The sequence below is a fragment of the Marinococcus salis genome (genome assembly GCF_054971365.1).
In genome coordinates, this window is sequence record NZ_JBQOJB010000007.1 from 78,927 (window position 1) to 103,535 (window position 24,609).

Consider the following 24,609-nt stretch of genomic DNA (forward strand, 5'->3'; position numbering starts at 1 on the left):
AACAATTAGAATGTAGGAAAATCCATCCCTTGCGGAGGTAGAGTAAATTATGATCTATCATGAATGGAAGCGTAAATGGAATGAACTCGAATGCCGCCGGCTATACCGCAACGATGATTTAGAAAAAGATAAACATGGCTACATTGCTTATGAACGGGAGCTTCCGTTTTTCAAAAGCTATCGAAGCCGTGCATTCTATGTGGCTGATGCGCCCCTTTATATTGAACAGCGGGCTGAGGCGGAGGAACGGGAAGCAAAAGCAATCACGCGCCGTTTTCCGGAAAAATTCCGTGAGCAGAAAGAGGACGCCGACCGGCTCATCCGGGCGGACTACCGGCTGCTGCTTTACCGCCGTCTATACGAAGGAAGGGTGCCGTACGTATTGATGTCCCCCCGGCAGATGAACGCATGGCTGCAGAAGGAAGAGGCATTCCAGCTGCAGCTGACAGCGCTGAGCACCGAAGAGGGGCCGCTTCAAAGCCTTTCCTTTTTGAAAAAGCAGATGGGAAACAAAAATTACCGTAAATGGTTCGGGCAGCGCCGGAAGGAATGGGAGAAAACAAAAAAACAGGATACAATGGATCTGCTTTCTTTGTCTCCGTATACCGGTCACGCCAGCGGGAAGAAAAGAAAATATAACCGCAGTCAGCAGCCTGTTTAAATGTACGGAGCAACGGCTTCGCGGTGTGTGTGCACATCTACACTGCTGCCGGAAATGATAAGGACGGCGGGACCGTTAACGGTTACGAGCCCGTCTAAAAGAGCGCCAGCACCAACGGCAGCTGCGCCTTCGACGACCATTTTATGCTTATCATATAAAAATCCCATGCCCCGGGCGATCGTGTCTTCATGCAGCCGGAGACGCTGGTCAGCATAGTGCTGAACCATGGAAAAAGTATACTGGTTTTCCAAGCCAATGCCTCCAAGCAGACTGTCGGCAAGGGTAGGGGCCTCCGGCACCAAGGTCGGCTTGCCGATGTTCAGGCTCTCATCCATAGCAGCCCCTTCCCGGAGAGACAAACCGACAAGCTCAAGATCAGAGATTTGTTCCTTTAAGGCAAGCCCAAGGCCGGAAAGCAGGCCGCCGCCGGACAGCCCGGTGAGCACGTGCTTCACGGAGGGCAGGTGTTCGATGATTTCGAGTCCCATCGTTGCCTGTCCGGCAATGACGGAAGGGTGGTCAAAAGGGGGGATAAGAGTCAGTCCTTCCTCCTCCACGAGGCGGGCACTGACTTCTCCCGCTTCGTCCTGGCCGCTGCCTTCTACATGCAGCTCAGCGCCGCTTGCTTTGAGGGCCTCAATTTTATTTGCCGGCACGTTTTCTGAAACACATACGACAGCGCGGATGCCGAGAGCGGCGGCTGCGGTGGCCACCGCGAAGCCGTGATTACCGGTGGAAAATGTGACCACGCCCTGGTCCCGCTGCTCCGGAGACAGAGAACGAATCATGTTGGTTGCCCCCCGGAGCTTAAAAGAGCCTGTCAGGTGCATTTGTTCAAGTTTTAAATAGACGGGCTGGCCTGTAATCTTTGTCAGCGGCTGGGAAAAAAGGAGCGGCGTTTCGGGAAGTACCGGACGTAAACGCTGTCTTGCTTCCCAGGCATCCTGAAGTGTTAACATAGAATCATCTCCTGCTGCAGCAAAATTAATAATTATACTTATTTAAACATAGGCGGAGAAACGAAAACAATACAACCTGACGCACGTTTGCCAGGTTTCGGAAAGGGAACACCCAAGTAGAAGTGTGCGCAGAAAGGATGGATGATTGTGAGAATCGGGTTTATTGGCACAGGAATTATGGGTTCAAACATGGTAAAAAATTTAATGGATGCTGGGGAAAAGGTGACGATATATAACCGGACCAAGCAGAAGGCCCAGCACCTGCTCGATGCAGGAGCTGGATGGAGGGAAACGCCGAGAGAGCTGGTTTCCAAGGTGGATGTCGTATTCACCATGCTGTCAAACCCTGAAGCCGTGGAAGAAATCGCAAATAGCGTGGACGGCCTGTTTGCCGGCGAAACGAGCCGGAAAATATGGGTGGATATGAGCACAGTTAACCCCGGATTTACCCGGCAGATGGCCAAAACTGCAAAAATGAAAGAAATGCGCCTTGTGGATGCGCCGGTATCCGGATCTAAAGGCCCCGCTGAAAAGGGCGAGCTGGTGTTTCTTGCCGGCGGCCGTGAGGAGGATGTACAAAAGGTACAGCCGCTTCTCGAAATTATGGGCAAAAATGTCCACTATATGGGAGGCACCGGGAGCGGGTCCGCGATGAAAATGTCCGTGAATTTAACGCTGATGCATGCGATGACCAGTTTATCGGAAGGACTGCACGCAGCGGAAGGGCTCGGGCTCGACAAGGAGCAGGCGCTTGATGTGCTGCTCCAGGTGCCGACGACAGCACCTGCCGTAGCCGGAAAGCGGGACATGCTTTTGAGCGGCAGCTATGAAACTCAGTTTCCATTGAAGCATGCCTATAAGGATTTACACCTGCTTGAGGAATCAGCCTACCAGGCTGGCATTTCTCTGCCCGTCACCGGCTCGGTGCGGGAGGCTTATGCGCTGGCAAAGCAGTATGGCATGGGCGATGAAGACTTTGCGGCAGTATATCAGCTGCTGTCTAAAGGAAGCGAATAAAAAATACCCCGACAGTCCTTTTTATTAGGTCTGCCGGGGTATTTTACTATTTGGCCGGGGCGTTGCTCTGCTGTTCTTCGTTTGCGGCCCGGGTCATTTCCTTTTCTCTTTTTGGAGAGCTTAAGAAAAGAGAAAGTACCAGAGCTACAAAGGCAAGAGCCGTGCTTCCCATAAAGGCCCATTCAAATCCTGCTACCTGCGCGAGCTGGGGAGCCGCTTCTGCGGAGGTCGAGGCGTCAGGCTGGTATTGCTGGGCGCCTAAGGCTACAAATGTAACCAAAAGGGCCGTGCCGATAGAAGCTGAAATTTGCTGCAGCGTATTCGCCATAGCTGAACCGTGGGCATACCATTTCATCGGCAGCTGGTTTAACGCCGAGGTCATTACCGGCATCAAAGCGCAGGCAAGCCCGAACATACGGATGGCATACACGATGGTTAAATACGTAAACGACGTTTCCAGGGAAAGATTTGTAAACATAAAAGTAGTAATAGTGACAATGGAAAGGCCAGTGATGGCAAGCCACTTTGCCCCGAAGGCGTCAAACAGGCGACCGGTAATCGGCGACATGATCCCAATCACAATCGCTCCCGGCAGCAGCATTAAGCCTGATTCAAGCGGCGTAAAGCCTAAAACGTTCTGCATGAACAGCGGCAGAAGCGTTTCTGCTCCTATTAATGAAATCAACACGGCCATCGTGATTCCAATGGCGAGGCTGAATATTTTAAATTGAAACACGCGGAATTCGAGCATCGGCGACTTTAACGTAAATTGGCGCCAGATAAACAATCCGATAATCAAGGCACCGACGATCACGGCGGTGAGAACGGTTGGGCTGCTCCATCCACTTTCTGAAGCCGTGCCGAAGCCGTATAAAAAGGAACCAAAGCCAAATGAAGAAAGAATGATGGATAACACATCAATCTTCGGGCTGCCCAGTTCGGTTACATTTTTCAAAAAGATGGCACCTGTAATAATTGTCAGCGCGACGATTGGAAGCACGGTAATAAACAAGGCCCTCCAAGGAAAGTGCTCAAGAAGAAAGCCAGAGAGCGTTGGCCCAATAGCGGGCCCGAACGAAATAACAATTCCGATCATGCCCATCGCTGTACCTCGGCGTTCCACTGGAATGATGGCCAAAAGCACCGTCATTAAAAGCGGAAGCATAATGCCTGAACCCGAAGCCTGAATGACGCGTCCGAAGAGAAGCACCGGAAAAGACGGGGCGATGGCGGCGATGGCAGTACCAACCCCGAAAAGGCTGATAGCGGTTAAAAATAAACCTCTAGTGGTAAAGCGTTCGATTAAAAAGGCGGAAATCGGAATCATAATGCCATTTGTCATTAAGAAGGCTGTGGTCAGCCACTGGACGGTCCCCTGGGTGACTCCGAGAGCGTCCTGAATTGAAGGGAGGGCAGTGGCAAGCAGTGTTTCATTGATAATTCCCATGAAGGCGCCGAGCAGCAGAGCCGTAATCATAGCTGCTTTTTGCCCGGTGGGGATATCCCAAGATGAAGAACTCATAATACGTGTTTCTCTCCTTTCCATGCGCTCCATTTTACACTTAGCTTCTGCGTATGTGTATGGAGGACCGCGTGGTGCTGCAGTTGGTGTAGTAAGGCGTCGATCAAGAATTCCCGTGGTATATCCGCTTTGAATTCCTTGTGAAGCATGTCGGTCGTCTGGAGCGTTTTTTCAGGCAAATCACCCTGCGAATAACGGGATTTTACAAATAAGAGCAGTGCCTCGGCTTCGCAGCGAATACTTTCCATGCCCTGTACGGGTTCATCTCCACCGGCCCACCCTCTGGGAAGCTGGGCCTGTAAATCACTGTCATCTTTTACGATGGAGTGAAGCCTCTCGACAATAAAGGCAGATAATTGATTCAGCGGAAGGGCGGGAGCATGCCAGGTCATGAGTGTTAAATAGGAGTGCATGATGCCTTCGAGGATGACAGCCAAATCGCTGACATAAGGACGCACCCGGGGGCCAAAAGCTTCTAAAAGCGATTGTTCATGCCATTCCTGAAAAAAGCGGCGCATACGGTTTAAGTAGTTGGAAATTTTGTTTTCCGTATGGGGAGGAAATTCTGTAAAGAGCATCTGAAAAAGTGGACGGTACTCCGTGAATTTTTCCAGCTCGATGCGTATTTTGCCTTCAAGCCGCTTGAGTTCAGGTTCATGCTGCTTTCCCTGATAATTTTCGGCCTCATGGAGCATGTTTTCGTGAACTTTACGCAGCAGTTCCAAAAGCATCGCTTCCTTAGAGTCGAAATGCTTGTAAAAACCGCCTTTAGATATACCGCAGGCCGCTGTAATGTGCTGAATGGAAGTGGAGTGAAATCCCTGCTGCACAAACAGCTGCAGAGCTGCGTCCAAAAGTTCGTCCTTGCGCTCTGTCATGCAATGTTCGGCCCCCTTTTGACTGATTGGTTACTTTTAGTGAACGTTTAGTCACAAAGAGTATCGTAGCATTTGCTATGCGAGGAATCAAGTAATGAGCTTGGAAGTTTTAAATAAAAAAACCTGCCGGCAAAGCGGCAGATTTATGCATCTAAATAATCGACACCACGTTCGGTGAACTCTTTTGTACCATGCCGCAGATGTAAATATACGAGCAGCAGCGCAAGTCCTGAGGCAGAAAGAATTCCTCCGGCTCCAAGCAGAGTGATCCATTGCCAGGGGGCAGTGTTCCATAAAGGAAGAAAAGCTGATTCGGGACCACTCCATTTGGCCTGCAGGGAAAGGCCAGCGCTTAAAAGCATCCAGGCAGGTATAAAGAAAAGAAGAAGATACAGCATGTTAAGAAAAAAGGAAATGACGCCAGTATCAAACCGCACTCGCTTTTGCGGGTTTTTCTCATCATATGTGCCTCCGGAAGCGCCGGCCCAGATACCCGAAGCTGCAGCGACAGCTGTGAGGGAAAGCGTCAGTACTAGTCCGGCGAAAAATAATATAATGTTCCACCCGAAGACGAGAAAGGCCAGCAGCTCTAAGCCTGCGAGCGTCATTCCTGTCATAATCCAGTGAGCCAGAAACTTCCCGAGGACAATCTGCCGGGGAGTGACGGGAAGAACCCGAAGCATCCAGCGGGACTCACCTTCTCTGCCAAACGCGGCAGCGGCAAACTGCTGCAGGCCCAGTAAAATGGCAGGGCCGAGCATAACGTGCACACTGCTCCAGGCAGAGGCGGGATTTGCCCAGGGCGAAGCAAGCGCTGAGCCGCTGCTAAAAAAATTGATAAACATTAAAATCAGAATGAGAGCAAATGTAAAGCAGGTGGTCCACTCTTTAGGATTTCTCTGCACAGCCCGCCACTCTTTAAAGGCAATGGCATAGGGCACAGAACGGGCTTCCCCGGGACGGGTGGATTTGATTTTGTTTTTCACAGGCTCGGTTGCCCGCTGCCAGGAAGACATGTAGTGCTTCTCGGCAAACCAGAGGACCCCGAGGCTTGCGACAGCTAAAGCCCCCAGGCAGGCGGCTGTGTAAACGACTCCTGAGCCTCCCCCTTGAAAAGAAGCAAAAAGAGCTGCAGCCACCGGCTGCGTAGGCAGCCACTCAGGCGCTTCTTCAATAGTAAGAGAGGTGCTGTCGTTTTGCATGACGATATTTGGCGTCTGCGAGGCCAGGATAAACAGAGCTGCAGATATGAAGCTGATGATAGTAGTCAGCTGCTGGGCGCGGTGGGCCGGCAGAATATATACAAGAAACAGATTCAATAGAAACGAGAGACCTGCGCCCAAAACAGAAAGGCCAAAGAAAAGCAGAGCAGCGGCCGGGTAAAAGAGAACATGAGCGCCGGAAACAGCTCCAATAATAATGCTCAGCCCGGTTAATAACAAAAATGAAAGCAGAGGGAAACCGGCCCATCCGGTGAAAAACTGCACGGCAAAAAGATGCCTCGAAGGAACAGGAAGCGTAAATAAAAACTCTATGTCCTTTGACCCAAACAACAATTGAAAGGTACGCGGCATAGTCACAAAGGTGATGACAGCAAGTGTGCTTAGCATCAAATAAACGATAGCTGCACGTAAGCTTTCCGGGGAAAAAACATTCCCGGCCGCAGCCGCTCCAAGACCAAAGGGAATCATAATAAACAGGGCCAGGGCTATGAGAGTAATGTATAATACTTTGCGCCCGGACGGCAGAGCCTCGTATTGGTGGCGCATGGTGGTTTTCTGATAATACCAGAGCGTCTTTATCACGGAATTTCTCCTTCAGAGCCTTGAGAGACCTTTTGTGCTGTCATGCGCAGGAAGACATCTTCAAGGGTGGCTTCAGCATAACTGGCGTGCTCCTGTTTAAGGGCGTAAGGCGTGCCGGTCTGCAAAAGTCTTCCCTCATGAATGATTCCGACCCGGTCACAGAGCTGATCAGCAACTTCCAGCATATGAGTAGAGAAAAAAACAGCAGTACCGTCTGCTGCTGTCTCGCGCAGAATAGTCCGGAGGTCACGAGAGCTTTTTGGATCGAGGCCAACTGTCGGCTCATCGAGAAAAATAACGGACGGTTGATGAATCAGGGCCCCGGTTAAAGCCATTTTCTGTTTCATGCCGTGTGAATACGTTTCCATCAACCTTCCGGCGCTTTCTGTTAAATCGAATCGTTGCAGCAGGCTCCGGGCATGTTCTATCCATACGTTTTTATCGAGTTTAAATACAGAAGCAATAAACTGAAGAAATTCCCACCCGGTGAGCTTTGGATAAATATCTGGTTTATCAGGCAGGTAGGCAAGCTGCTGCTTCGCTTCGAGTGGCTGACTTTTAATCGATTTGCCATGAATACACCCGTCCCCGCCGCTTGGTTCGAGCAGGCCGGCGAGCATCCGCATGGTCGTTGTTTTACCGGCTCCGTTTGGCCCGAGAAAACCGAATATTTCATGAGCATGAACTTCGAAATTCAACGGGTGTACAGCGGTCGCCTCCTTAAAGCGTTTTGTCAGTTGTTTTGCTTCTACCGCGGGAGAATCGGGCATGTCGGGCACTCCTTTATATGATATGCTGTGGGCATACGAATAGTTATGTTCATCATAAACGATGTAGAAAATAATGGAAATGATAAAAATAAAGTGCATAAGGGGGCGGAGAGCTGAAATGACCTATGGAGAACTGGCGGATAGATTGGACCGCACATCGGACGGTGAAATGATTGGCTTTTTGATGGTGCCAAAAGCGCACCGGAAACAGAAGGAAAAAGTGAACAGCTATTTAAAGGAGCGCTACGCTGCATCAGATTCCGATTCCTTAAGAGACATTGTAGATCATTTTTGCGAAGAATACCTCGAACCGGGGGAAAGCCGGGAAATTGAGTTTTATCCAACGGAAAAATTAACATAGCCAAACGGGGGAGACGCATTGAAACCGAAAACAGTGATGAATCTGGCAACGCTTATTAATGGCATTGGCGTGTTTTTATTTATTTTAGCCGGTGTGCCAAACTGGATTCCTGCGATTTTATGCCTGTTTGGATGCACGCTGCTCGTGTTTCGCAAGCAGGCAGCAGACTGGTGGAACAAAAACATTATGAAAGAACCGGAGCAATGAAGGCAGCTGAACTAAAACAGCTGCCTTTTTGATTTACGCTGTTCGGGCATAGGTCCATTTGCGCCACAGGTATTCTATTGGCCCCTGGGAAAATTTTTTCATATACCAATGGCTGCCGGCGAGCTGAACAATATAGATAACCAGCGCGGTAATAAACCCTCCGGTAACAGAAACCTCTCCAAACAGTCCCAGTCCATATCCGTGAAATAAAAGTACAGCGATAATTGTCTGCATCAGGTAGTTTGTTAAAGCAAGCCTGCCCATAGAGGCGAAAGGAAGAAGAAAACGGCGAAGACTCTGACTTTTTGCGGCCAGTACAAAAGAAGAAACGTACCACAGGGTCAGCACCGGCCCGGCAATGTAATTCAAGCCGTCTCCAAGGCCGGCACTTATTCCGCCGGGGAGGGTTATCCATTCCTGTTTAAGAGCTGTAACGACAGCATTTAAAATGAGTCCCAGCCACAGGCTGTGTATAAAGAGACGCTTCCATGTTCTCAAATGGGCTGCCGCCTCTGTGAACATATTCCGGCGCCCGAAATAAAAACCGAGCAGAAACAGCCCGAGAATAAATGGCACAGAAAACGGAAGCTGCAGTAAAACGAATATGACTTCATTACTCAGCCGGTAAGTTAAAATATCAATGTAGGATCCGTCTTTCATGACGGAAATACCCGAAGCAACAGACCGTTCAGCGGGCTCCGGGCTCATAGAGGCGGTTCCTGCAGAAGCAGCAGTCAGAAGGAGCGTCATAAAGAATCCCGAAGCAAAGATAAGCCCGAGCGCCCAAGTTAAAACTGCTTTACTGCTTCTGTAAGTAAACATAAGCAAAAAGAAACCGGTCACCGCGTATAAATGGAGAATATCCCCCGACCACAAAAATACGAGATGAATCGTTCCAATAAACAGCAAAAAAAGAAGCCGGCGCTGAAAAATACGGTCAGCAGAAAAGTTTTTTTCCGTCAGACGCTGGTAAAACATATAAAATCCGAGACCAAATAAAAAAGAAAACAAGGGATAAAACTTTCCAATGACAAAAAAATCCAGCAGCGTATTGACAGCCTGATCGGCTGCTGTAGTCTCTGTGAGGCTGGTGTTTACCATGTCTGCGTACTGGCTGAAGCCCAGCGCTTTAAACGCAGCCATGTTTGCCAGTATAATGCCGAGCAGGGCAAAACCACGGAGCATGTCGATCGTATGTATACGTTCTGTTAAAGCAGTTGCCTGCGGCATATGAGTGCCCCCTTCTTAGGAACTGGATACAGTATACCAAAACTACGCACAGATGAAGCAAAGGTTGCGGTAATTCCTGAAAGAAAGATTACTGGAAGAAAAATAAGGGTAGTAAGTAAAGTACGGCAAATATGTCATTTCTCTACATTGATAGAGAATATAAAAATACAGGAGCGCTTTATCATATACCGATGCGCACGCCTCCCGAAACACGTTTAGAAAAGGAGAGATATATTGAGAACAATAGAAATTAACATTCTTGAAGACGAAATGCATGGCACAATTGATGAAACGCATAAGTTCAAGTTTAGTAAGATGGAAGAAAGGTCCAAAAAAAGCTTTCCCTTTGGCTTATTTAAAGGGCACGCAAAGGAGCATTCAAACGCCGCGTATCTTGAGATCTACCAGGAAGAACAGCGGGTGCTTTACTGGGAGCTGGAAGATTTTCAGGACCAGGATTCCCTCGTCTTTACCCGGGAAGGCCTGCTTGAAGAAGGAGAATGGAATCCGGAAGAACTCACGCTTGAGGGCCTGCGCGTAGAATTCTACGAACCAAAAATATAGAAATTCGTACATAACGGGAATCCGCCTCTAAGACTGCTGCCTCTACGTCCTTGTTATGGTAATTTTCACATTTTACCACTATTTGGGAGGGGTTATCATGTTTGCTTTTTTGATCGGACTGCTGATTGGAGTTATTTTTTCCGCCATGATTTTTACGATAAAAACCCAGCGGGCCGCGCACGTCCGCACCCAGCAGGAAAGCATTCACCGGCTGCTTGCAAATGAACGGAGGAACCGCTTTGATGTACGGAGTATGAGATGAATACAGAAAAAGAACCGGGACTTGAAAAAGTTTCCGGTTTTTTTATGTGGGTTTCATTTAACAATAAAGCAAGTTAAACGCAGATTATTGAAATTAAATGATTGAACGAAGCGCCGGGGTGGGAATGTAACTATAGAATATCATTTATTAAGGTGGTATTTGTAGGCACAACGGCCGGCCTTCCCGGGGAGGTAGGCCTTTATTTTTAAAACAAATACATAGGGGCTTAATCAGGGCCTTTAAATTTAATAGGGAGATATTAAGAGGAGGAGCAGGGATGGCTGAAAATCACTCAAGTGAAGATCTCAAAGAACAACAGAAGCAGTTGGGAAGCTACCTCGGAAAATTATTGCGGGATCACTTTGGGAAGGGGCCTGAATCGGTCTATGTCAGTATTGATCCTCATTGTATCGTGATGCATATTCGTAAATTTCTTTCTCCTATGGAGGAAGTGATTATGGGCCAAAGAAACCAGGAAGCGGTGGAAGAACTCCGTGAGACTATGATGGAGCAGATTCTTCCGGAAGTGAAGCACTACCTTTCCAGAACCGTGGATATAGAGGGATGGGAATTTTACTTTGACTGGAATATTGAAAACCGCTCAGGGATGATTACTGCCCTGAATTCCCAGGAACTCAAAACCAAAAAAGAGAAAAAGAAACTGGAGTATGAAGAAAATATTAAAAGAAAAGTAAATGATGTCAGTGCTAAAACAGAAAAAATTCCTGACGACATTGCAATGTATCAGGTTAACGAACGAACATTGATAGCTGTCCGGACAGGTATTTTAATTTTGATTGAAAAAGAATTAATCAATCTGGGCCACGGGGCAACCTTAAAAACAGCAAAACGCCACCTGGAAAAGCAGCTGTTAAATGAGATGCGCTTTGACAGCCTGTTCGGTACGAAGGTCCGTGATATTTTCGTCGACTGGGATTTTTATAACGATACGAGTGTGGTCGTATTTGTTACAGACCCTGTGCCGGCGGTGGAATAGCTCTATGAATATGTAAAAGCCAGACCGATACCCGGACTGGCTTTTTTGTACACCCGCAGGGTTAGCGGACGGCGACTTCGCTTTGGATTGTCTGAGCTAGACGTTCGACAATGCCTAGCTTCAGCAGACCGCTGCCCTCTGCGCTAAGTGGATAACCGAGAGGAACAGTGCGGCGAAGCAGCTGTGCATACATCTCCGGCTCAGAAATACGCCGGCCAAACCCTGATTCGGCCCAGTTAGTTACAAGAGCAAGGGCGCCGGAAACGTGGGGGGCTGCCATGGACGTACCACTTAGCCTGGCGTAAGAGCTTCCTGTATAAGTCGAAAGAATTGAAGCTCCCGGGGCCACCAGGTCAATTTCGTCATTGGTATTTGTGAACGGAGTCAACTTGGTGGAAAAGTTTACCGCCCCAACCTGAATGACTTCATTATAAGCACCTGGATATGCGAACTCTTCGGTACCTGCGTCCCCGTCTCCTTCATTTCCAGCGGCGCAGACAACAGCGATATCGGCTGCAACTGCTTCTTTGATGGCCTCATGAAGCTCAGGCACGTCCTGTGGACCGCCAAGAGACATACTGATCACGCGAACCTGTTCTTCGTTGCTGCCGCGCCAGGAGACCGCGTAGCGGATAGCCTCAATAATTCCCTGCATGCTTCCGCTCCCGGTTCCGTTCAGTGCTTTTAAAATCAGCAGTCTGGCTTTTGGGGCAACCCCGGCTATACCGAGGCCGTTGTCTGCAGCGGCGATGGTGCCGGCCACATGGGTGCCGTGGCCGTTGTTGTCTTCAATCATGGATGGGTCCCCGTAGTAGTCACTGGTGAAATTACGTCCGCCGACAATTTGATGCTGCAAATCTGGATGATCCGTCTGACAGCCGGTATCAATAACTGCGATAATATTGCCCGTTCCCTGAGACGTTTCTTTCCATTGCGATGGTGCTTCGATCATTTCCACCCCGGCTGGCACGTAAGATGTTGCAGAAACACCGCTTTCTTTCCGGAACGGAACTAAAGATACATAACTCATAATAATGCCTCCTTATTAGGCTGTAATAGCGTTACCTGGTATAAAAAGGCATGATCGAAGGGAAAAGTAAACCACTGAAAAAAACAGGACCGGGGGGACCCGGTCCTGCATCTTGTCGCGTTGTTACTCCGCCTGAGCCTGGTCAATGCATTCCTTTGCCGGCTCTGCTGCAGCAGGAACTTCTACGTCTTTCCCGTTCTTATACTTTTGGAGTATAGAAATCAGCTGGCCGCGGTTAAAGCCGGAGTCATTTTTATTTGGATTGCCGTTTGGCACCAGTTCATGAACTTCATCGATAATACATTCTTTTGTTACATTCTCAACGGGGGCTTCCGGTTCTTCAATGGCCGGTTCCCCGACTTCAAGGGCGATCCGTCCCTCTGTTTCATAATCCACGGCGCCTTCTGTTTCCATTAAGAATTCAGCATAGGTGATCATACTGTTGGTCACAAGCCCGGCGTCAGGTTGGATAATTTCTCCTTCGAAATTATAGCCGTCCCCGCCGTCCGCGAGGAAATTTGGCAGAGCGACCGAGTAGGTTTCTGTGCTTTTTACCGGCTCCCCGTCAATAGTGAGCCCGGCTCCGTTAAATGTTCCGTCTTCAGTGGTGTAAATAGTGTAGTTCAGCCCGGACGTCTGCAGGTCCACCTGCTCGCTGCGATTGTAGGACTGTTCAATTACATCCTCAAGAGCTTCCCCCGTCATATTCATTTCAACGATATTATTTCCAAACGGTTCAATGGAATAAATATCTCTTGCAGTAATTTCACCAGGCTCGATGCCAGCCCGTAGGCCACCGTTGTTATAAACAGCCACGTCTGTATCCGTAGTATAGCGCATGGAGTCGGTCCAGAAGTTACCAAGAGGGGCGTCTTCCTCATAGCGGCTGTCTCTAGACAGGCCGGTATTTGTTTCCCCGATGACTTCTCCCAGCAGTTCATCGGCTTCTGCTATATAATCATCCGCCTTCGCCTGAACGTCTTCATTCATCGCTTCTATGCTCTCGATATCATGCAGCTGTCCTTCAGTATTTGTTACTTCTCCGGTTTCATCATCCAGGGTGAAAGTCATTTCTCCAATAAAATCGAGGCTTGAACCTGCTTGGGCAATAGGGGTGCCATTTACGACAGCTGGCTCTTCAAGAACAGTGTGCGTATGACCGCCAATAATGGCATCAAAAAAGTCCACGTCCTCTGCGAGCTGCTCATCCTCGCTATAGCCTATGTGGGTGAGAGCAATAAATAGGTCTGCGTTTTCTCCAAGGGTTTCGTACGACTCTGCCACCCCTGCATAGTTGTTGTCAAAGCTAAGTCCTTCGATGCCATCAGGCGCTGTACCAGGCGGCGCCTGGGTCAATCCAAGAAGGGCAATGTCGATGCCGTTAACGTTAATTTCGTCATAGGCGGCGGGCTCTTCAATAGGAATGGAGCTGTCTTCAACTGAGGTATTGGCACTAATCCAGGTGAAATCACTGTCTGCTTCATTCCGGGCGAAGACTTCCTGACCGTAATCAAATTCATGGTTGCCGATCGTCATCGTTTCAAGTCCGACATCGTTCATTAAGTCGACCATAGGAGCGCCGTCCTGCAAATCAACTACAGGGTCACCGCTAAAAATATCTCCGGGACTGACAAACACGACGTGATCTGATTCTGCTTTTTTCTCATCAATATAGCCGGCAAGCTTTCCCATATCCTCAATAGATGAATGGATGTCATTGGCGTGAATGACTGTGACTTCCGTTTCTCCCCCGGCTGCGCCGGCATTAGCTGCAGGCAGCACAAAAGCAGCAGAAGCGCCGGCGGCAATTCCCCACCGTAAATATGAGTTGTTCATGTAATCCCCCCTGATATGTATAAAAGCACCAATTAAAATGTAAGAAAATTTTGATCTTTTGCCAATAAGCAGGAATTACTGCTTGTAAACAGAGGGGAAAAGGCAGAGGATATACCCAGGTTTCGGCAGACTAATACTACAGTCTTTGGAAAAATTTGCGCCTGCCTCTACTATTTTTTTGCATCCAAAGTCGCGATTCTTTTAGATTATTAAGCCGGCTTTTCTGCCGGCCCTCCGCGTTTAGCCATGAATACGTAGGTTGCGAGAGCCAGGGCACTCATTAGAAAGATGGTCAGCCCCATGGGAACGGCGGTATCTTCGCCAGCAATGCCCACCATTGGGGCCGTAACGGCACCAAGCACAAATGGCAGAAGGCCTAAAAGTGCCGAAGCGCTGCCAGCGACATGGCTCTGGGTTTCCAACGCAAGGGAAAACGAAGAAGTAGCGACAAAGCCGATAGAGGTAACAAAAAACAGAATAGGGAACACAATGCCCCAGAGCGGCCCTTCAAAAATAACGACCACAAGCAAAGCCAGACCGGCGATAAAGGCCATCACAAGTCCGGATTCAAGAAATATCTTTTCAGAGATAACAGAGGCAAAACGGCCGACCATAAACGTGCCCAGAAGAAGGCCGAGCCCGTTTAATCCAAACAGAATACTGAACACCTGCGGGGACACGCCGTATATATTTTGATAGATAAACGGGGTACCGGCCACGTAGGCAAAAATACCGCCGATCATAAACCCCTGGGAGAGAGCGTATCCTGAAAACTGCCGGTCTTTAAGAAGAGATACAAAATTGCTGAAGGTAGTCCCCAGATTGCTTGGCACGCGGTCGTCTACAGGAAGGGTCTCACCTAACCGGAACGCTGTGATCAGGAGCAGAATAGTGCCAAGTACAGAAAGCGTTAAAAAGATACCGGGCCAGCTGGTGAAAAGGAGCACTCCACTCCCTATAGAAGGGGCGAGCAGCGGCACAAGGTTGTTGACAAGCATCAACAGGGCAAACAGCTTTGTGAGTTCAGCTCCACTGCTGACATCCCGGACAATTGCCCGGGAAATAACGAGTCCGGCTGAAGCCGCAAAGCCCTGTATAAAACGTCCGGCGATCAGAATGAAAATGTTCGGCGCAAAAATGCAGGCAGCTGACGCTGCAATATAAACGATTAGTGCTATAATGAGCGGCCGGCGCCGGCCATACACATCACTGAGAGCTCCAGCGACGAGCTGGCCAACACCGAGCCCGAGCAGACAGGCCGTTAAACTCAGCTGTACGACGGAAGCACTGGTTTCATAGGAAGCGGTAATATCAGGAAGGGCGGGAAGGTACATATCAATAGTTAAAGGAATCAGTGCTGCAAGTGCTCCGAGCAGGACGACAAAGCGGGCCCGCTTGAAGCCGGTTAATTGGTTCATATATGTAAGCCGCCTTTCTAGCTGAAAATGAAATAGATGAAAATGCTCAAATCTGGTTCAGCTTACCTAAAAAAAGAAAAGATGGAAAGTTTTTTGCTCATATCATAAAAATAAAATGCTTTTACAGGTATAATTTTTGGGGAAATAAGGCGTAATGCCTCGCTTCTCCGTTATAATAAAGATAGATACTTAGGAGGAAGGCGTTATGAAAGCAAAATTAAAACACTATGCTCTGAGGCTGACAATTACGGTCGGTGCCGCTATTCTACTTCTAATGCTTTCCCGCTTTTATCTGCATCTCAACCCTGAAGATGTAAAAGGATGGATGGAAAGCATTGGGTTTTTTGGCCCTGTCGTCCTGCTGCTGTTATTTGTAATCCGGCCGTACCTGTTGATTCCTCTCCCAGTGATCGCCGTGGCCGCCGGGTTTTTGTTCGGACACTGGCTGGGAGCTGTCCTCATTTTTCTTGGAGCCGTGCTGGGCGCCACCGTTTCTTTTTTCACGAAGCGTCGTAAGGCGGGCGATTTAGACTTAGGTGATAAAAACATGGAGGAACTGGACAAAATCAAAGAAGAGCTCGAGGATCACGGGTTCAAATTTTTATTAATGCTCCGGCTCATTCCGGTGCTTCATTATGATTTATTGACCTCTCTCAGTGCCCGTCTGGATGTTGGGTGGAGGCAATACCTTGGCGCCACCGTGATCGGTACTATACCTAGGGCTGTGCTGCTGGGCTTTTTTGGCTCGAGCATTCTTTCCTTCGAGCCATTGAAAATGATTATTCTGGGTGTGGTGGCAGTGGTAATAGCTGTGCTCGGCTTTGTGCTTAAACAGAACGTAGAAAACAAATTTGATACAGAAGAATTGAAAGAAGAAACCAAACAGCTGCAGCCGCCGGTATGAACACCACCGGTCCGCAGTAAGAAGGGAAGAAAAGCATGGATCTGAAGCTTGCGGGAAAAACAGTACTGGTATTGGCATCGAGTCGGGGCCTTGGAAAAGCATCGGCCGCGGCATTTGCGAAAGAAGACGCTAATATCATGATTACGGGCCGCTCGGAGGAGAGCCTGAAAGAGGCAGAAAAAGAGCTCCTATCTCTAAGCTGCCGCGGCCGGGTTGGTTATTATGTTTGTGATATTACGAAGGAAGCAGAGATTAAAGCGCTTGTGGAACATACGATGAAAATATTCGGTGCGGTCGATGTGCTCGTTAATAACGCCGGCGGCCCTCCTGCCGGCACATTTGAGGACTTCGATGACGACGACTGGCAGAGGGCATTTGACTTAAATCTGATGAGCTTCGTGCGTGCAATACGCGCAGTGCTGCCATCGATGAAGCAAAGTGGGGGCGGACGAATCGTCAACATTACGTCTTCTTCAATGAAGCAGACGCTGGACAATTTAATTTTATCGAATACGTTCAGAGCCGGCTTGATGGGCCTTGCCAAAAGCCTGTCCCAGGAACTTGCACCACATGGCATTCTCATTAATTCCCTGGGCCCCGGAAAAATAGCCACGGACCGGGTAACAGAGATCGACGGAAGAAAGGCTGAACAGGAGAGTAAGAAAGCAGAGGACGTACGCCGGGAGTCGGAAGCAGCTATCCCGCTTGGGCGCTACGGGTATCCGGAGGAGTTTGCTGGCCAGGTCGTTTTTTACGGATCCTTCGCTAATACCTATGTCACCGGCCAGACACTGCTCGTGGACGGCGGACTGATAAAGGCGCTTTAAGGCGGGAAAATGTACCCTCTTCGCTGCCGGATAACGCTTATGCCATATTTCATATAGAAAAGCGAGAAGATGTCAGCGTCCGGCAGATAGGCTTTTGTGGCCACCCTCTCACTTCTGGCCGATTTGACGAAGCGGTTTTTAAAAGTCATGTTCTTATTATGTAACGTAAACGGGGATGCGGCTGGAAGATGTGCCAAAGTGACCTTCTCCTGGCGGTTCAGATGGATTAGGAAGAAAAATAAAGCGGAGCGCGTAACAGAAGCGCTCCGCTTGTTTTATTACTGGTCGTGGGAAATAACAATCTTGCCGAAGAAGTTTTGGCTTTTCAGGTGGCGGTAGGCTTCCTGGGCCTGTTCGAATGGATAGACTGTATCAATTACCGGCGTCAGCTGATGGGCAGCGATGGCTCGATTCATGGACTCGAACATATCCCGGCTGCCGACACCAATCGTTCTTGTGGAAGCCTTTCCGAACAGGTCGTAGTAATCGATTTTGTCCCCGGTTCTTGTAAGCACACCGATTAAAGCTACTTCTTCGCCGGGGGCGACGGCTTCAATGGATTGATGAAACGAAGCAGGGCCGACCACTTCGACGACACGATTTACGCCGCCGTTGGAGAGCTCTTCTGCCCGCTTTCCCCAGTTGGGCGTGTCGTTGTAATTGATAATGTTGTTAGAACCAAGCTCCTGCAGCTTTTCCTCTTTCCAGCTGCTCGAAGTGGTGGAAATAACACGAAGGCCGAGAATTTTCGCGAGCTGTACGGCGAAAACAGAAACGCCCCCAGTGCCAAGCGTCAGCACCGTATCTCCCGGTCCAGCCGGGGAAGGGCCGTGCAGAGCATTCCAGGCAGTCACCGCTGCGCATGGAAGCGTGGCTCCCTGCTCGTACGTCAGGTGGTCCGGCAAACGAACGAGCTCTTCGGGGTCGATCACCTTATAGTCCGTCAGCCAGCCGTTACTGTGTGTGCCATACGGCTCCATGTACGAAGGGCGCTTTCCGCCGAACCATTCCCTCGTGAAATTGCCGGCTACCCGGTCTCCGACGCGGAAGCGGCGCACATCTTCGCCTGCTTCAACAATTTCCCCAGCGCCGTCTGACAGCTGGACGAGATTTTCCCGCAGCTCTCCCGGATAGCCGCCTTCGACCATAGCGAGGTCCCGGTAGTTTAAGGAAGTAGCTTTCACTCGGACGAGCACTTCTCCTCGCTGGACCTGCGGCATTGATTCTTCTGTCATTTCTAAATTCTCTATGCTTCTCGGCTCACGAAGCCGAAAAGCCCGGTTTTGTGCTGATGCCATCGTATAGCCTCCTCGGATGTTTGAACTCGAACTCCTTACTGTTCATTCCCTGGAAAACGATTTTTTAAAAGAAAGCAGCTTGATTTTAATTAAAAAAATAATTGGAAAGCAATATTAAGGGTTGTACTGTAAAAACACAAGAAACTCTATTAAGCTGAATGTATAAGAATGAATCGCGGGATTGAAGCAGGGCGGGGAGGCACATTTGAATACAGTGGGGGGTTGACATGTATAAATTAATCGCCGTAGATATGGATGGAACTATGCTGAATGATCAGCATGCATTGACGCCCGAGGTTATCCAGGCTGTCCGGAACGCAAAAACAGCCGGCATCAAAATCGTGCTGTGCACCGGGCGTCCGCTTCCGGGTGTCCAGCGTTACATTGACGAGCTGTCGCTTCGGGAAGAAGGAGACTATATTGCTGTATTTAACGGGGCGCTTGTTCAGGAGACGTTTACAAAAAAGGTTGTTAATCAGCTTGATATGCTCTATGAGGATGTCCGGGAACTTGAAGTGCTGAGCCGGGAGCTGCCAATAGCTATGCAATATTTTAGTGAAGAGCATATTTACACGCCGCAGAAGGACATTGACCGATATACCGTGCTTGATGCGTATTTAAATAATATACCGCTCCGCGTTCGTACGCTTGAAGAAGTCGGGCCCTCTGTGGCGCTGCCGAAGGTGATGTTTGTCGGTGACAAAGAAGACATCGACCGGACAGAACTTTTACTGCCGGCGGGAATTAGAGCCAGAAACGAGATTATGCGCAGTACCTCGCATTTCCTGGAATTTCTTCATCCAGAAGCAAGTAAAGGCAACGCAGTGATGGATCTGGCTGCCCGGCTCGGTATCACCCGGGAGGAAGTAATGTGCATTGGAGACAACGGCAACGATTTATCTATGATAAAGGCAGCAGGGTGCGGAGTGGCAATGGGCAACGCCATCCCGGAAATCAAGGCGGCAGCCGATATTATTACATTCACAAACAATGAAAACGGCGTGGCAGAAGCGATCAACAATGTATTGCTGCATGCCCTTTAAGTATTAAAGCCTTTATCCCATGTGGATAAAGGCTTTTGCCGTATTTCCCGGGAAATACTTTTATTCAAATGGATACCGGAAGTTCCACTGCCGGCGTGCTTCGTCCATCAGTGTCATCACATCGGAAGAGTACTGAAGGAGAGGGGCGTACTCCATGCTGGAGACAGAGCGTTCCATTTCCCGGATTTCGTAATGCAGAGCTTTTGAAGCCTCGCCCTGGGTAACGCGCTCGGTTTCTCCGTTAGTGTACTCGATGACTGCCTCGTCGGCACGCGGAAAATTCTCGACTGTAATCGCCCCTTTATCGCCAGCGATGATTCCTCTTTTGGGAAGTTTGGAGCTGAAGGAAAGCTGGACGACAGCGATTTGGCCCCGGTTGTTTTTTAGGACGATGCCGGATTGGTCATCCACGCCGCTCCCCGCCATTTCCCCAATGGTTGTTATCTCAGTGGGCTGCTCTTCAAGGAAAAAACGGGAGAAAGAGAGGGCATAGACACCGATATCGAGCATCGCGCCCCCGGCGAGATCCGGGTTAAAGAAGCGGTTGGTCGTGTCATACTCTTTAATAGTGCCAAACGTCACGTTAATAGAGCGCACGTTGCCAATTACCCCATCTGCGATTTTTTGCTGAAGCTCCCGGTGAAGCGGGTGGTAATACAGCGTCACTGCTTCAAGCAGCACCAGGCTCCGTTCGGAAGCGAGTGCTGTCAGTTCGTCGAGCTGCTGCTTGTTAACGGTGATCGCCTTTTCGCAAAACACATGCTTCCCGCTTTCGAGACAATGCCTGGCGATCTCATAATGGTTCGTATGGGGAGTGGCGATATAGACGATATCAAGCGCTTCGTCTTCGAGGCATCTGTCTAGCGAGTCAAAAGGATGCTCAATGTTAAAATCACTTGCAAAGCTTTCAGCTTTATCCATTGTGCGGGAGCAGACAGAATGTATCCCGCCTTGCTCATCGTTTAATGCTTCAGCAAATTTCCCGGCAATATTGCCGGTGCCGATAATGCCCCAGTTAAAGCTCATACGCCTCACACCTTTTCATTTAGTAGTTTACCCGGCTATTATATCGCAGTTAGAGAATTATAAGGGGATAATTTTCAATTTAAACAGGGCAGGTGAAATTCATTTTGCCTCTTTTCCACTGATTTTATGGTACGTATCTTCATGGCAGATAACGAAAAGCTGGGCATCCTCCGGAATATGTTCGTCGAGCTTATGGTTAATGTTTAAGTCATCGTGGTCTGAGACGAGAGTGGCCCCTTCTTCGAGCAGATCCATATAAGCTTCGCGGTACGTCCTCCAGGAGGGGCGTTTAGGTATTTCATATAAATCTTCCCCGTGCCTTTTGGATAACAGCTGTGAGACGATCCTGGAGGTGCCCCGGCTGAAGGCGGAACGGACAGCCAACTGCGAGATCATTTCCGAGCTCACAATAAACTCATCCACCTCCACATGAGTAAAATTATGAATATTGTTTCGTTCTTTGACCTCCACGATAGTGTAAATGTCTTTAAAGTGCCGTTGGATGCTTGTAGCAATTAATAATGATTTCCCATCGATGTAAGAAGGATCATGAATGTATTCTCCGCTGATGGTAATTTCATTTGGAAAAATAAATACCGCCCGGGCTTCGTTGATATTGGCCTGCTCCAGTACTTCCTTTTCGACTGGGTTGCCGCGGACATAAAACAAGCGGTCGTGGTGATAAGGAGTCTCTTCAAATTGATCGATGAGCACGATCTCAATATTTTTTTCCGTATTTAAAATTTCCTGGATAGCGATTTTTGCATGCTTGCTCCAGTCGGCAATCACAATATGCTCTCTTCCGTTGTAGACCAACTTCCCCAGCTCCTTTCTGCGGTTATACACATACATAAAATCAATAATCTTACTGATCACAATAGAAATCAGGCCGATACCGACCAAATACAGAAACACCCCATACAGTTTTCCGGGAACCGTGTCCGGCACGTAATCGCCGAATCCGACAGTTGTGACAGAGGTCATCACCCACCAGAAGCCATTAAACGGATTGCCGAATTCCTCAGGTTCTATGTAGTAAATTGCAAAGGAGCTGCCCCCAATTACCAGGGCAGTGATTAAAAAAATAACAGCTGTATTCACATTAATTAAACGCTCAAAAAATTTATTAAAAAACATCCTGTGGCCTCCTCCCTGCTAAAGTACTATTACCCCTATTAATGTCCGGAAAATCTCAAACTTACAAAGTAAAATTTTTAGTAAAAACTTTATTTCTGCTTTGCTTTCCGCTATAATGATGAAAAGACTAAAGGAGGAACTTCCATGAATAGAGCAGTACTGGAAGAATTTGAACAACAGTATTCCCGCCAGGCAGAACGGCTGTTTTTTGCTCCCGGCCGTATTAATGTGATTGGCGAACATACAGACTACAATGGAGGGTTTGTTTTTCCGTGTGCTATTACAAACGGGACATATGCAGCAGCGGCAGGCCGGAACGACCGACAGCTGCGGCTTGTGAGCGGTAATTTTTTGGACAAAGGAGTGATAGCGCTACCATTGGACGACCTTTCTTTTCAGCCGGAAGATGATTGGGCGAACTATCCAAAAGGAGTATTTGCCGTTTTGGCTGCAGAAGGCTATTACCCTGAAACCGGCTATGATATTTATTTTTCCGGAAATATCCCAAACGGTGCCGGATTGTCTTCTTCAGCATCGATCGAGCTGGCCACAGTGGTTCTTCTCAATGAGTGCGAAGGATGGGGACTTTCCATGAAAACTCTCGTTCAGTATGCTCAGCAGGTGGAAAACAAGTATATCGGTGTTCAGACCGGTATCATGGATCAGTTTGCGATCGGTTTTGGTAAAGACGGGCACGCCATGCTGCTTGACTGTGCGTCGCTTGAATATGACTACGCCCCGTTGCCAACAAAAAAATATACTATTTTGATTATGAATACAAATAAGTCCCGGGAGCTCGCAGGCTCAGCCTATAATGAACGGCGGGCAGAATGTGAAGAAGCGCTGGCAGAAATGCAGCAGCACCGGCCTATTACAGGCCTTTGTGAGTTATCGGTAGAGGAGTGGAACCAGCTCAGCCATGAGATCAACAATGAAACGGTCCGGAAAAGAGCCCGGCACGTCATTTACGAGCATGACCGGACAAAACAGGCAGTGGAAATGCTGAAAGCGGAAAATTATGAAGCGTTTGGCCGGCTGCTCAATGAGTCGCACCGCTCGTTGAAGGAAGACTATGAAGTGACCGGCCTCGAGCTCGATACGCTGGCCGAAACGGCCCAGCAGCAGCCGGGTGTCATAGGCGCACGGATGACCGGGGCCGGCTTTGGCGGCTGTGCGATAGCATTTGTCGAACATGACCAGGCGGAAGAGGCAGAGAAGATTATTGCTGCGGTGTATGAAAAAGAGACCGGCCGTAAAGCTTCGTTTTATAAAGCTGCCGCTGGTGGTGGGGCCCGGGAGCTGGCAGGGGCCGGGCAAAAGTAGAAAAGGAGAGGTTCTATGGCCATCCAGGTGGATTCAGTCATCATGTCGCTCGTCGACTGGGCAGAAGAGAATAACCTAATTCATGCAGAAGATAAGGCGTATGCACGTAATCAGCTGCTGCGGGAACTTCATCTCGAAGCGATTGATGAAAATGCAGCAGCCGGGCCACAGCCGTTTGAGGAACTGCTCGGGCAGCTCACCTCTTATATGGTGGAGGCAGGGATCGTGGAAGATTTGCTCGACAAGCGGGAACAGGCTAAAGCAGATCTCATGAACATCTTCCTTCCGCTGCCTTCCGAGGTGCAGCGAATCTTTGAAGAAAAGTACCGCCGAGACCCGGCTGAAGCTACCGATTATTTTTACTGGCTGAGCCGGGCCTCCAACTATATTCAGATGGACCGCGTGGCCAAAAACGTTCACTTCCCATACGTGTCTTCCTATGGAACGGTTGATATTACGATTAATTTATCCAAGCCGGAAAAAGACCCGCGCGATATTGAAGCAGAAAAGCAGAAGGGTGCGTCGGTTTCGTATCCGAAATGTGTGCTGTGTAAAGAAAATGAAGGATACCCGGGGCGGATCGGCCATCCCGCCCGTTCGAATCACCGGTTAATCCGGACAGAGCTTGAAGGGGAAACCTGGTATTTGCAGTATTCTCCTTACATTTATTACCCGGAGCATTCCATTCTTCTCAGTGAATACCACCGGAATATGAAAATTAACCGGGCCACCTTTACCCGGCTGCTTGGATTTGTAGAGCAGTTTCCGCATTATTTTATGGGGTCGAACGCTGATCTTCCGGTAGTGGGCGGATCGATTTTATCCCATGACCACTACCAGGGCGGAAGGTACACCTTCGCCTTGGAAAAAGCGGAACCGGAGGCCGTATTTGAGGCACCGGCACATTCCGGTTTGACTATAGAAATTATTCATTGGCCGATGAGCGTTCTGCGGCTTCGCTCCGAGGATCAAACAAGCGTCATCGAGGCGGCGGAAGTTGTACGGGAAACATGGCAGGATTATACTGATACGGAGCTTGGGATAGAAGCTTACTCCAACGGTGAACCACACAATACAGTAACGCCGATTGCGCGGAAAAACGGCAGCGCCTGGGAAATGGATATAGTGCTGCGCAACAACCGGAAGACAGAAGAGCATCCATACGGCTTGTTTCACCCTCATGAAGAAGTGCATCATATTAAAAAAGAGAACATAGGCTTGATTGAAGTGATGGGGCTGGCCGTGCTCCCGGAGCGGCTGCTCGGTGAGCTCGAGCAGGTTGCTGCATTTGCTGCAGGAGCAGCAGAGACTGTCCCCGGCCAGCATGAGGCGTGGGCTAAAGAGCTGCGTGAACAGCTTCAGGGACGGCCAGAGGCTGAAGTACGACAGGGAGTCGAGCAGGGCGTCGGGAGAAAATTCATGGAAGTGCTGCACCATGCCGGTGTTTTCAAACAAACACCAGAAGGGCGCCGCGGGCTCCGCCAGTTTTTGCAGGCCCTCCCTTTAAAGCTAAAAGAATAGTAAAAGGAAGCTG

24 protein-coding genes are annotated in these 24,609 nt (G+C 49.1%); 12 read left to right on the top strand and 12 right to left on the bottom strand.

Features of this window, described 5'->3' with window-relative positions; translation table 11 throughout:
• The first annotated feature begins 49 nt into the window (after positions 1 to 49).
• Entirely contained in the window at positions 50 to 661 is a 612-nt protein-coding gene (locus tag ACTTK6_RS08485; RefSeq protein ID WP_462833181.1) for a hypothetical protein, read from the top strand.
• Here the strand turns inward: ACTTK6_RS08485 and eutB are convergent.
• Positions 658 to 1,620 carry a hydroxyectoine utilization dehydratase EutB gene (gene eutB, locus ACTTK6_RS08490; protein WP_462833182.1) on the bottom strand — a complete coding sequence of 321 codons (963 nt, stop codon included), beginning with the start codon at positions 1,618 to 1,620 and terminating at the stop codon, positions 658 to 660. The genes ACTTK6_RS08485 and eutB overlap by 4 nt on opposite strands.
• A gap of 147 nt (positions 1,621 to 1,767) precedes the next feature.
• On the opposite strand from eutB, the gene ACTTK6_RS08495 reads away from it, so the two are divergent.
• Positions 1,768 to 2,637: an NAD(P)-dependent oxidoreductase gene (locus ACTTK6_RS08495; protein WP_462833183.1), complete on the top strand. Its 870-nt coding sequence runs from the start codon at positions 1,768 to 1,770 to the stop codon at positions 2,635 to 2,637.
• A gap of 46 nt (positions 2,638 to 2,683) precedes the next feature.
• Here ACTTK6_RS08495 and ACTTK6_RS08500 read toward each other — a convergent pair whose 3' ends face one another.
• From ACTTK6_RS08500 to ACTTK6_RS08515, 4 genes are all read right to left on the bottom strand, one after another.
• On the bottom strand, positions 2,684 to 4,159 hold the full coding sequence (locus tag ACTTK6_RS08500) for an MDR family MFS transporter (RefSeq protein ID WP_462833184.1): 1,476 nt from the start codon (positions 4,157 to 4,159) through the stop codon (positions 2,684 to 2,686).
• Positions 4,156 to 5,037 (bottom strand): TetR/AcrR family transcriptional regulator, encoded by an 882-nt coding sequence (locus ACTTK6_RS08505; RefSeq protein WP_462833185.1) that lies wholly within the window; start codon positions 5,035 to 5,037, stop codon positions 4,156 to 4,158. Before ACTTK6_RS08505 ends, ACTTK6_RS08500 begins: the two co-directional genes overlap by 4 nt.
• Positions 5,038 to 5,180: 143 nt before the next feature.
• Positions 5,181 to 6,842 (bottom strand): putative ABC transporter permease subunit, encoded by a 1,662-nt coding sequence (locus ACTTK6_RS08510; protein WP_462833186.1) that lies wholly within the window; start codon positions 6,840 to 6,842, stop codon positions 5,181 to 5,183.
• Entirely contained in the window at positions 6,839 to 7,612 is a 774-nt protein-coding gene (locus ACTTK6_RS08515; protein ID WP_462833187.1) for an ABC transporter ATP-binding protein, read from the bottom strand. The genes ACTTK6_RS08510 and ACTTK6_RS08515 overlap by 4 nt, the downstream gene beginning before the upstream one ends.
• 118 nt (positions 7,613 to 7,730) lie before the next feature.
• On the opposite strand from ACTTK6_RS08515, the gene ACTTK6_RS08520 reads away from it, so the two are divergent.
• Both ACTTK6_RS08520 and ACTTK6_RS08525 read left to right on the top strand, forming a co-directional pair.
• Positions 7,731 to 7,973, top strand: a complete 243-nt coding sequence (locus tag ACTTK6_RS08520) for a hypothetical protein (protein ID WP_079474573.1) — start codon at positions 7,731 to 7,733, stop codon at positions 7,971 to 7,973.
• A gap of 18 nt (positions 7,974 to 7,991) precedes the next feature.
• Positions 7,992 to 8,180 (top strand): hypothetical protein, encoded by a 189-nt coding sequence (locus ACTTK6_RS08525; RefSeq protein WP_079474574.1) that lies wholly within the window; start codon positions 7,992 to 7,994, stop codon positions 8,178 to 8,180.
• A gap of 33 nt (positions 8,181 to 8,213) precedes the next feature.
• Here the strand turns inward: ACTTK6_RS08525 and ACTTK6_RS08530 are convergent, their stop codons facing one another.
• Positions 8,214 to 9,410 carry a DUF418 domain-containing protein gene (locus ACTTK6_RS08530; RefSeq protein WP_462833188.1) on the bottom strand — a complete coding sequence of 399 codons (1,197 nt, stop codon included), beginning with the start codon at positions 9,408 to 9,410 and terminating at the stop codon, positions 8,214 to 8,216.
• Positions 9,411 to 9,644: 234 nt separating this feature from the next.
• On the opposite strand from ACTTK6_RS08530, the gene ACTTK6_RS08535 reads away from it, so the two are divergent.
• The 3 genes from ACTTK6_RS08535 (at position 9,645) to ACTTK6_RS08545 (ending at position 11,233) form a co-directional block, all read left to right on the top strand.
• Complete coding sequence (locus tag ACTTK6_RS08535; RefSeq protein WP_079474576.1) at positions 9,645 to 9,974, top strand: hypothetical protein; 330 nt, start codon at positions 9,645 to 9,647, stop codon at positions 9,972 to 9,974.
• 97 nt (positions 9,975 to 10,071) lie between these two features.
• On the top strand, positions 10,072 to 10,236 hold the full coding sequence (locus ACTTK6_RS08540; protein ID WP_158219090.1) for a hypothetical protein: 165 nt from the start codon (positions 10,072 to 10,074) through the stop codon (positions 10,234 to 10,236).
• Between the two features lie 277 nt (positions 10,237 to 10,513).
• Positions 10,514 to 11,233, top strand: a complete 720-nt coding sequence (locus ACTTK6_RS08545; RefSeq protein WP_079474577.1) for a Na-translocating system protein MpsC family protein — start codon at positions 10,514 to 10,516, stop codon at positions 11,231 to 11,233.
• Positions 11,234 to 11,294: 61 nt separating this feature from the next.
• On the opposite strand, the gene ACTTK6_RS08550 is transcribed toward ACTTK6_RS08545, so the two are convergent.
• The 3 genes from ACTTK6_RS08550 to ACTTK6_RS08560 all read right to left on the bottom strand — a co-directional run bounded on the left by ACTTK6_RS08550 (position 11,295) and on the right by ACTTK6_RS08560 (position 15,517).
• A complete protein-coding gene (locus tag ACTTK6_RS08550; RefSeq protein ID WP_462833189.1) occupies positions 11,295 to 12,263 on the bottom strand; it encodes a S8 family peptidase in 969 nt (322 codons plus the stop codon).
• Positions 12,264 to 12,386: 123 nt separating this feature from the next.
• Positions 12,387 to 14,099, bottom strand: coding sequence for a bifunctional metallophosphatase/5'-nucleotidase (locus ACTTK6_RS08555; protein WP_462833190.1), 1,713 nt, complete (start codon positions 14,097 to 14,099; stop codon positions 12,387 to 12,389).
• 209 nt (positions 14,100 to 14,308) lie between these two features.
• The gene (locus ACTTK6_RS08560; RefSeq protein ID WP_462833191.1) at positions 14,309 to 15,517 is read right to left on the bottom strand and encodes a multidrug effflux MFS transporter; all 1,209 of its coding nucleotides are present in this window, start codon (positions 15,515 to 15,517) and stop codon (positions 14,309 to 14,311) included.
• Positions 15,518 to 15,722: 205 nt separating this feature from the next.
• Between ACTTK6_RS08560 and ACTTK6_RS08565 the strand changes: the two genes are divergently transcribed.
• Positions 15,723 to 16,421 carry a TVP38/TMEM64 family protein gene (locus tag ACTTK6_RS08565; RefSeq protein WP_079474581.1) on the top strand — a complete coding sequence of 233 codons (699 nt, stop codon included), beginning with the start codon at positions 15,723 to 15,725 and terminating at the stop codon, positions 16,419 to 16,421.
• Positions 16,422 to 16,456: 35 nt separating this feature from the next.
• Positions 16,457 to 17,248 carry an SDR family oxidoreductase gene (locus ACTTK6_RS08570; RefSeq protein WP_094908140.1) on the top strand — a complete coding sequence of 264 codons (792 nt, stop codon included), beginning with the start codon at positions 16,457 to 16,459 and terminating at the stop codon, positions 17,246 to 17,248.
• Between the two features lie 278 nt (positions 17,249 to 17,526).
• Here ACTTK6_RS08570 and ACTTK6_RS08575 read toward each other — a convergent pair whose 3' ends face one another.
• Complete coding sequence (locus ACTTK6_RS08575; RefSeq protein ID WP_462833192.1) at positions 17,527 to 18,546, bottom strand: zinc-dependent alcohol dehydrogenase family protein; 1,020 nt, start codon at positions 18,544 to 18,546, stop codon at positions 17,527 to 17,529.
• Between the two features lie 227 nt (positions 18,547 to 18,773).
• Between ACTTK6_RS08575 and yidA the strand changes: the two genes are divergently transcribed.
• A complete protein-coding gene (gene yidA, locus ACTTK6_RS08580; protein ID WP_079474585.1) occupies positions 18,774 to 19,589 on the top strand; it encodes a sugar-phosphatase in 816 nt (271 codons plus the stop codon).
• Between the two features lie 60 nt (positions 19,590 to 19,649).
• Here yidA and ACTTK6_RS08585 read toward each other — a convergent pair whose 3' ends face one another.
• Both ACTTK6_RS08585 and ACTTK6_RS08590 read right to left on the bottom strand, forming a co-directional pair.
• Positions 19,650 to 20,615 carry a Gfo/Idh/MocA family protein gene (locus tag ACTTK6_RS08585; protein WP_079474586.1) on the bottom strand — a complete coding sequence of 322 codons (966 nt, stop codon included), beginning with the start codon at positions 20,613 to 20,615 and terminating at the stop codon, positions 19,650 to 19,652.
• A 99-nt stretch (positions 20,616 to 20,714) separates the two neighbouring features.
• Positions 20,715 to 21,752 (bottom strand): potassium channel family protein, encoded by a 1,038-nt coding sequence (locus tag ACTTK6_RS08590; RefSeq protein WP_079474587.1) that lies wholly within the window; start codon positions 21,750 to 21,752, stop codon positions 20,715 to 20,717.
• Positions 21,753 to 21,896: 144 nt separating this feature from the next.
• Between ACTTK6_RS08590 and ACTTK6_RS08595 the strand changes: the two genes are divergently transcribed.
• Positions 21,897 to 23,075, top strand: a complete 1,179-nt coding sequence (locus tag ACTTK6_RS08595) for a galactokinase (RefSeq protein WP_462833193.1) — start codon at positions 21,897 to 21,899, stop codon at positions 23,073 to 23,075.
• Positions 23,076 to 23,090: 15 nt separating this feature from the next.
• The gene (locus ACTTK6_RS08600) at positions 23,091 to 24,596 is read left to right on the top strand and encodes a UDP-glucose--hexose-1-phosphate uridylyltransferase (protein ID WP_079474589.1); all 1,506 of its coding nucleotides are present in this window, start codon (positions 23,091 to 23,093) and stop codon (positions 24,594 to 24,596) included.
• Positions 24,597 to 24,609: the final 13 nt, after the last annotated feature.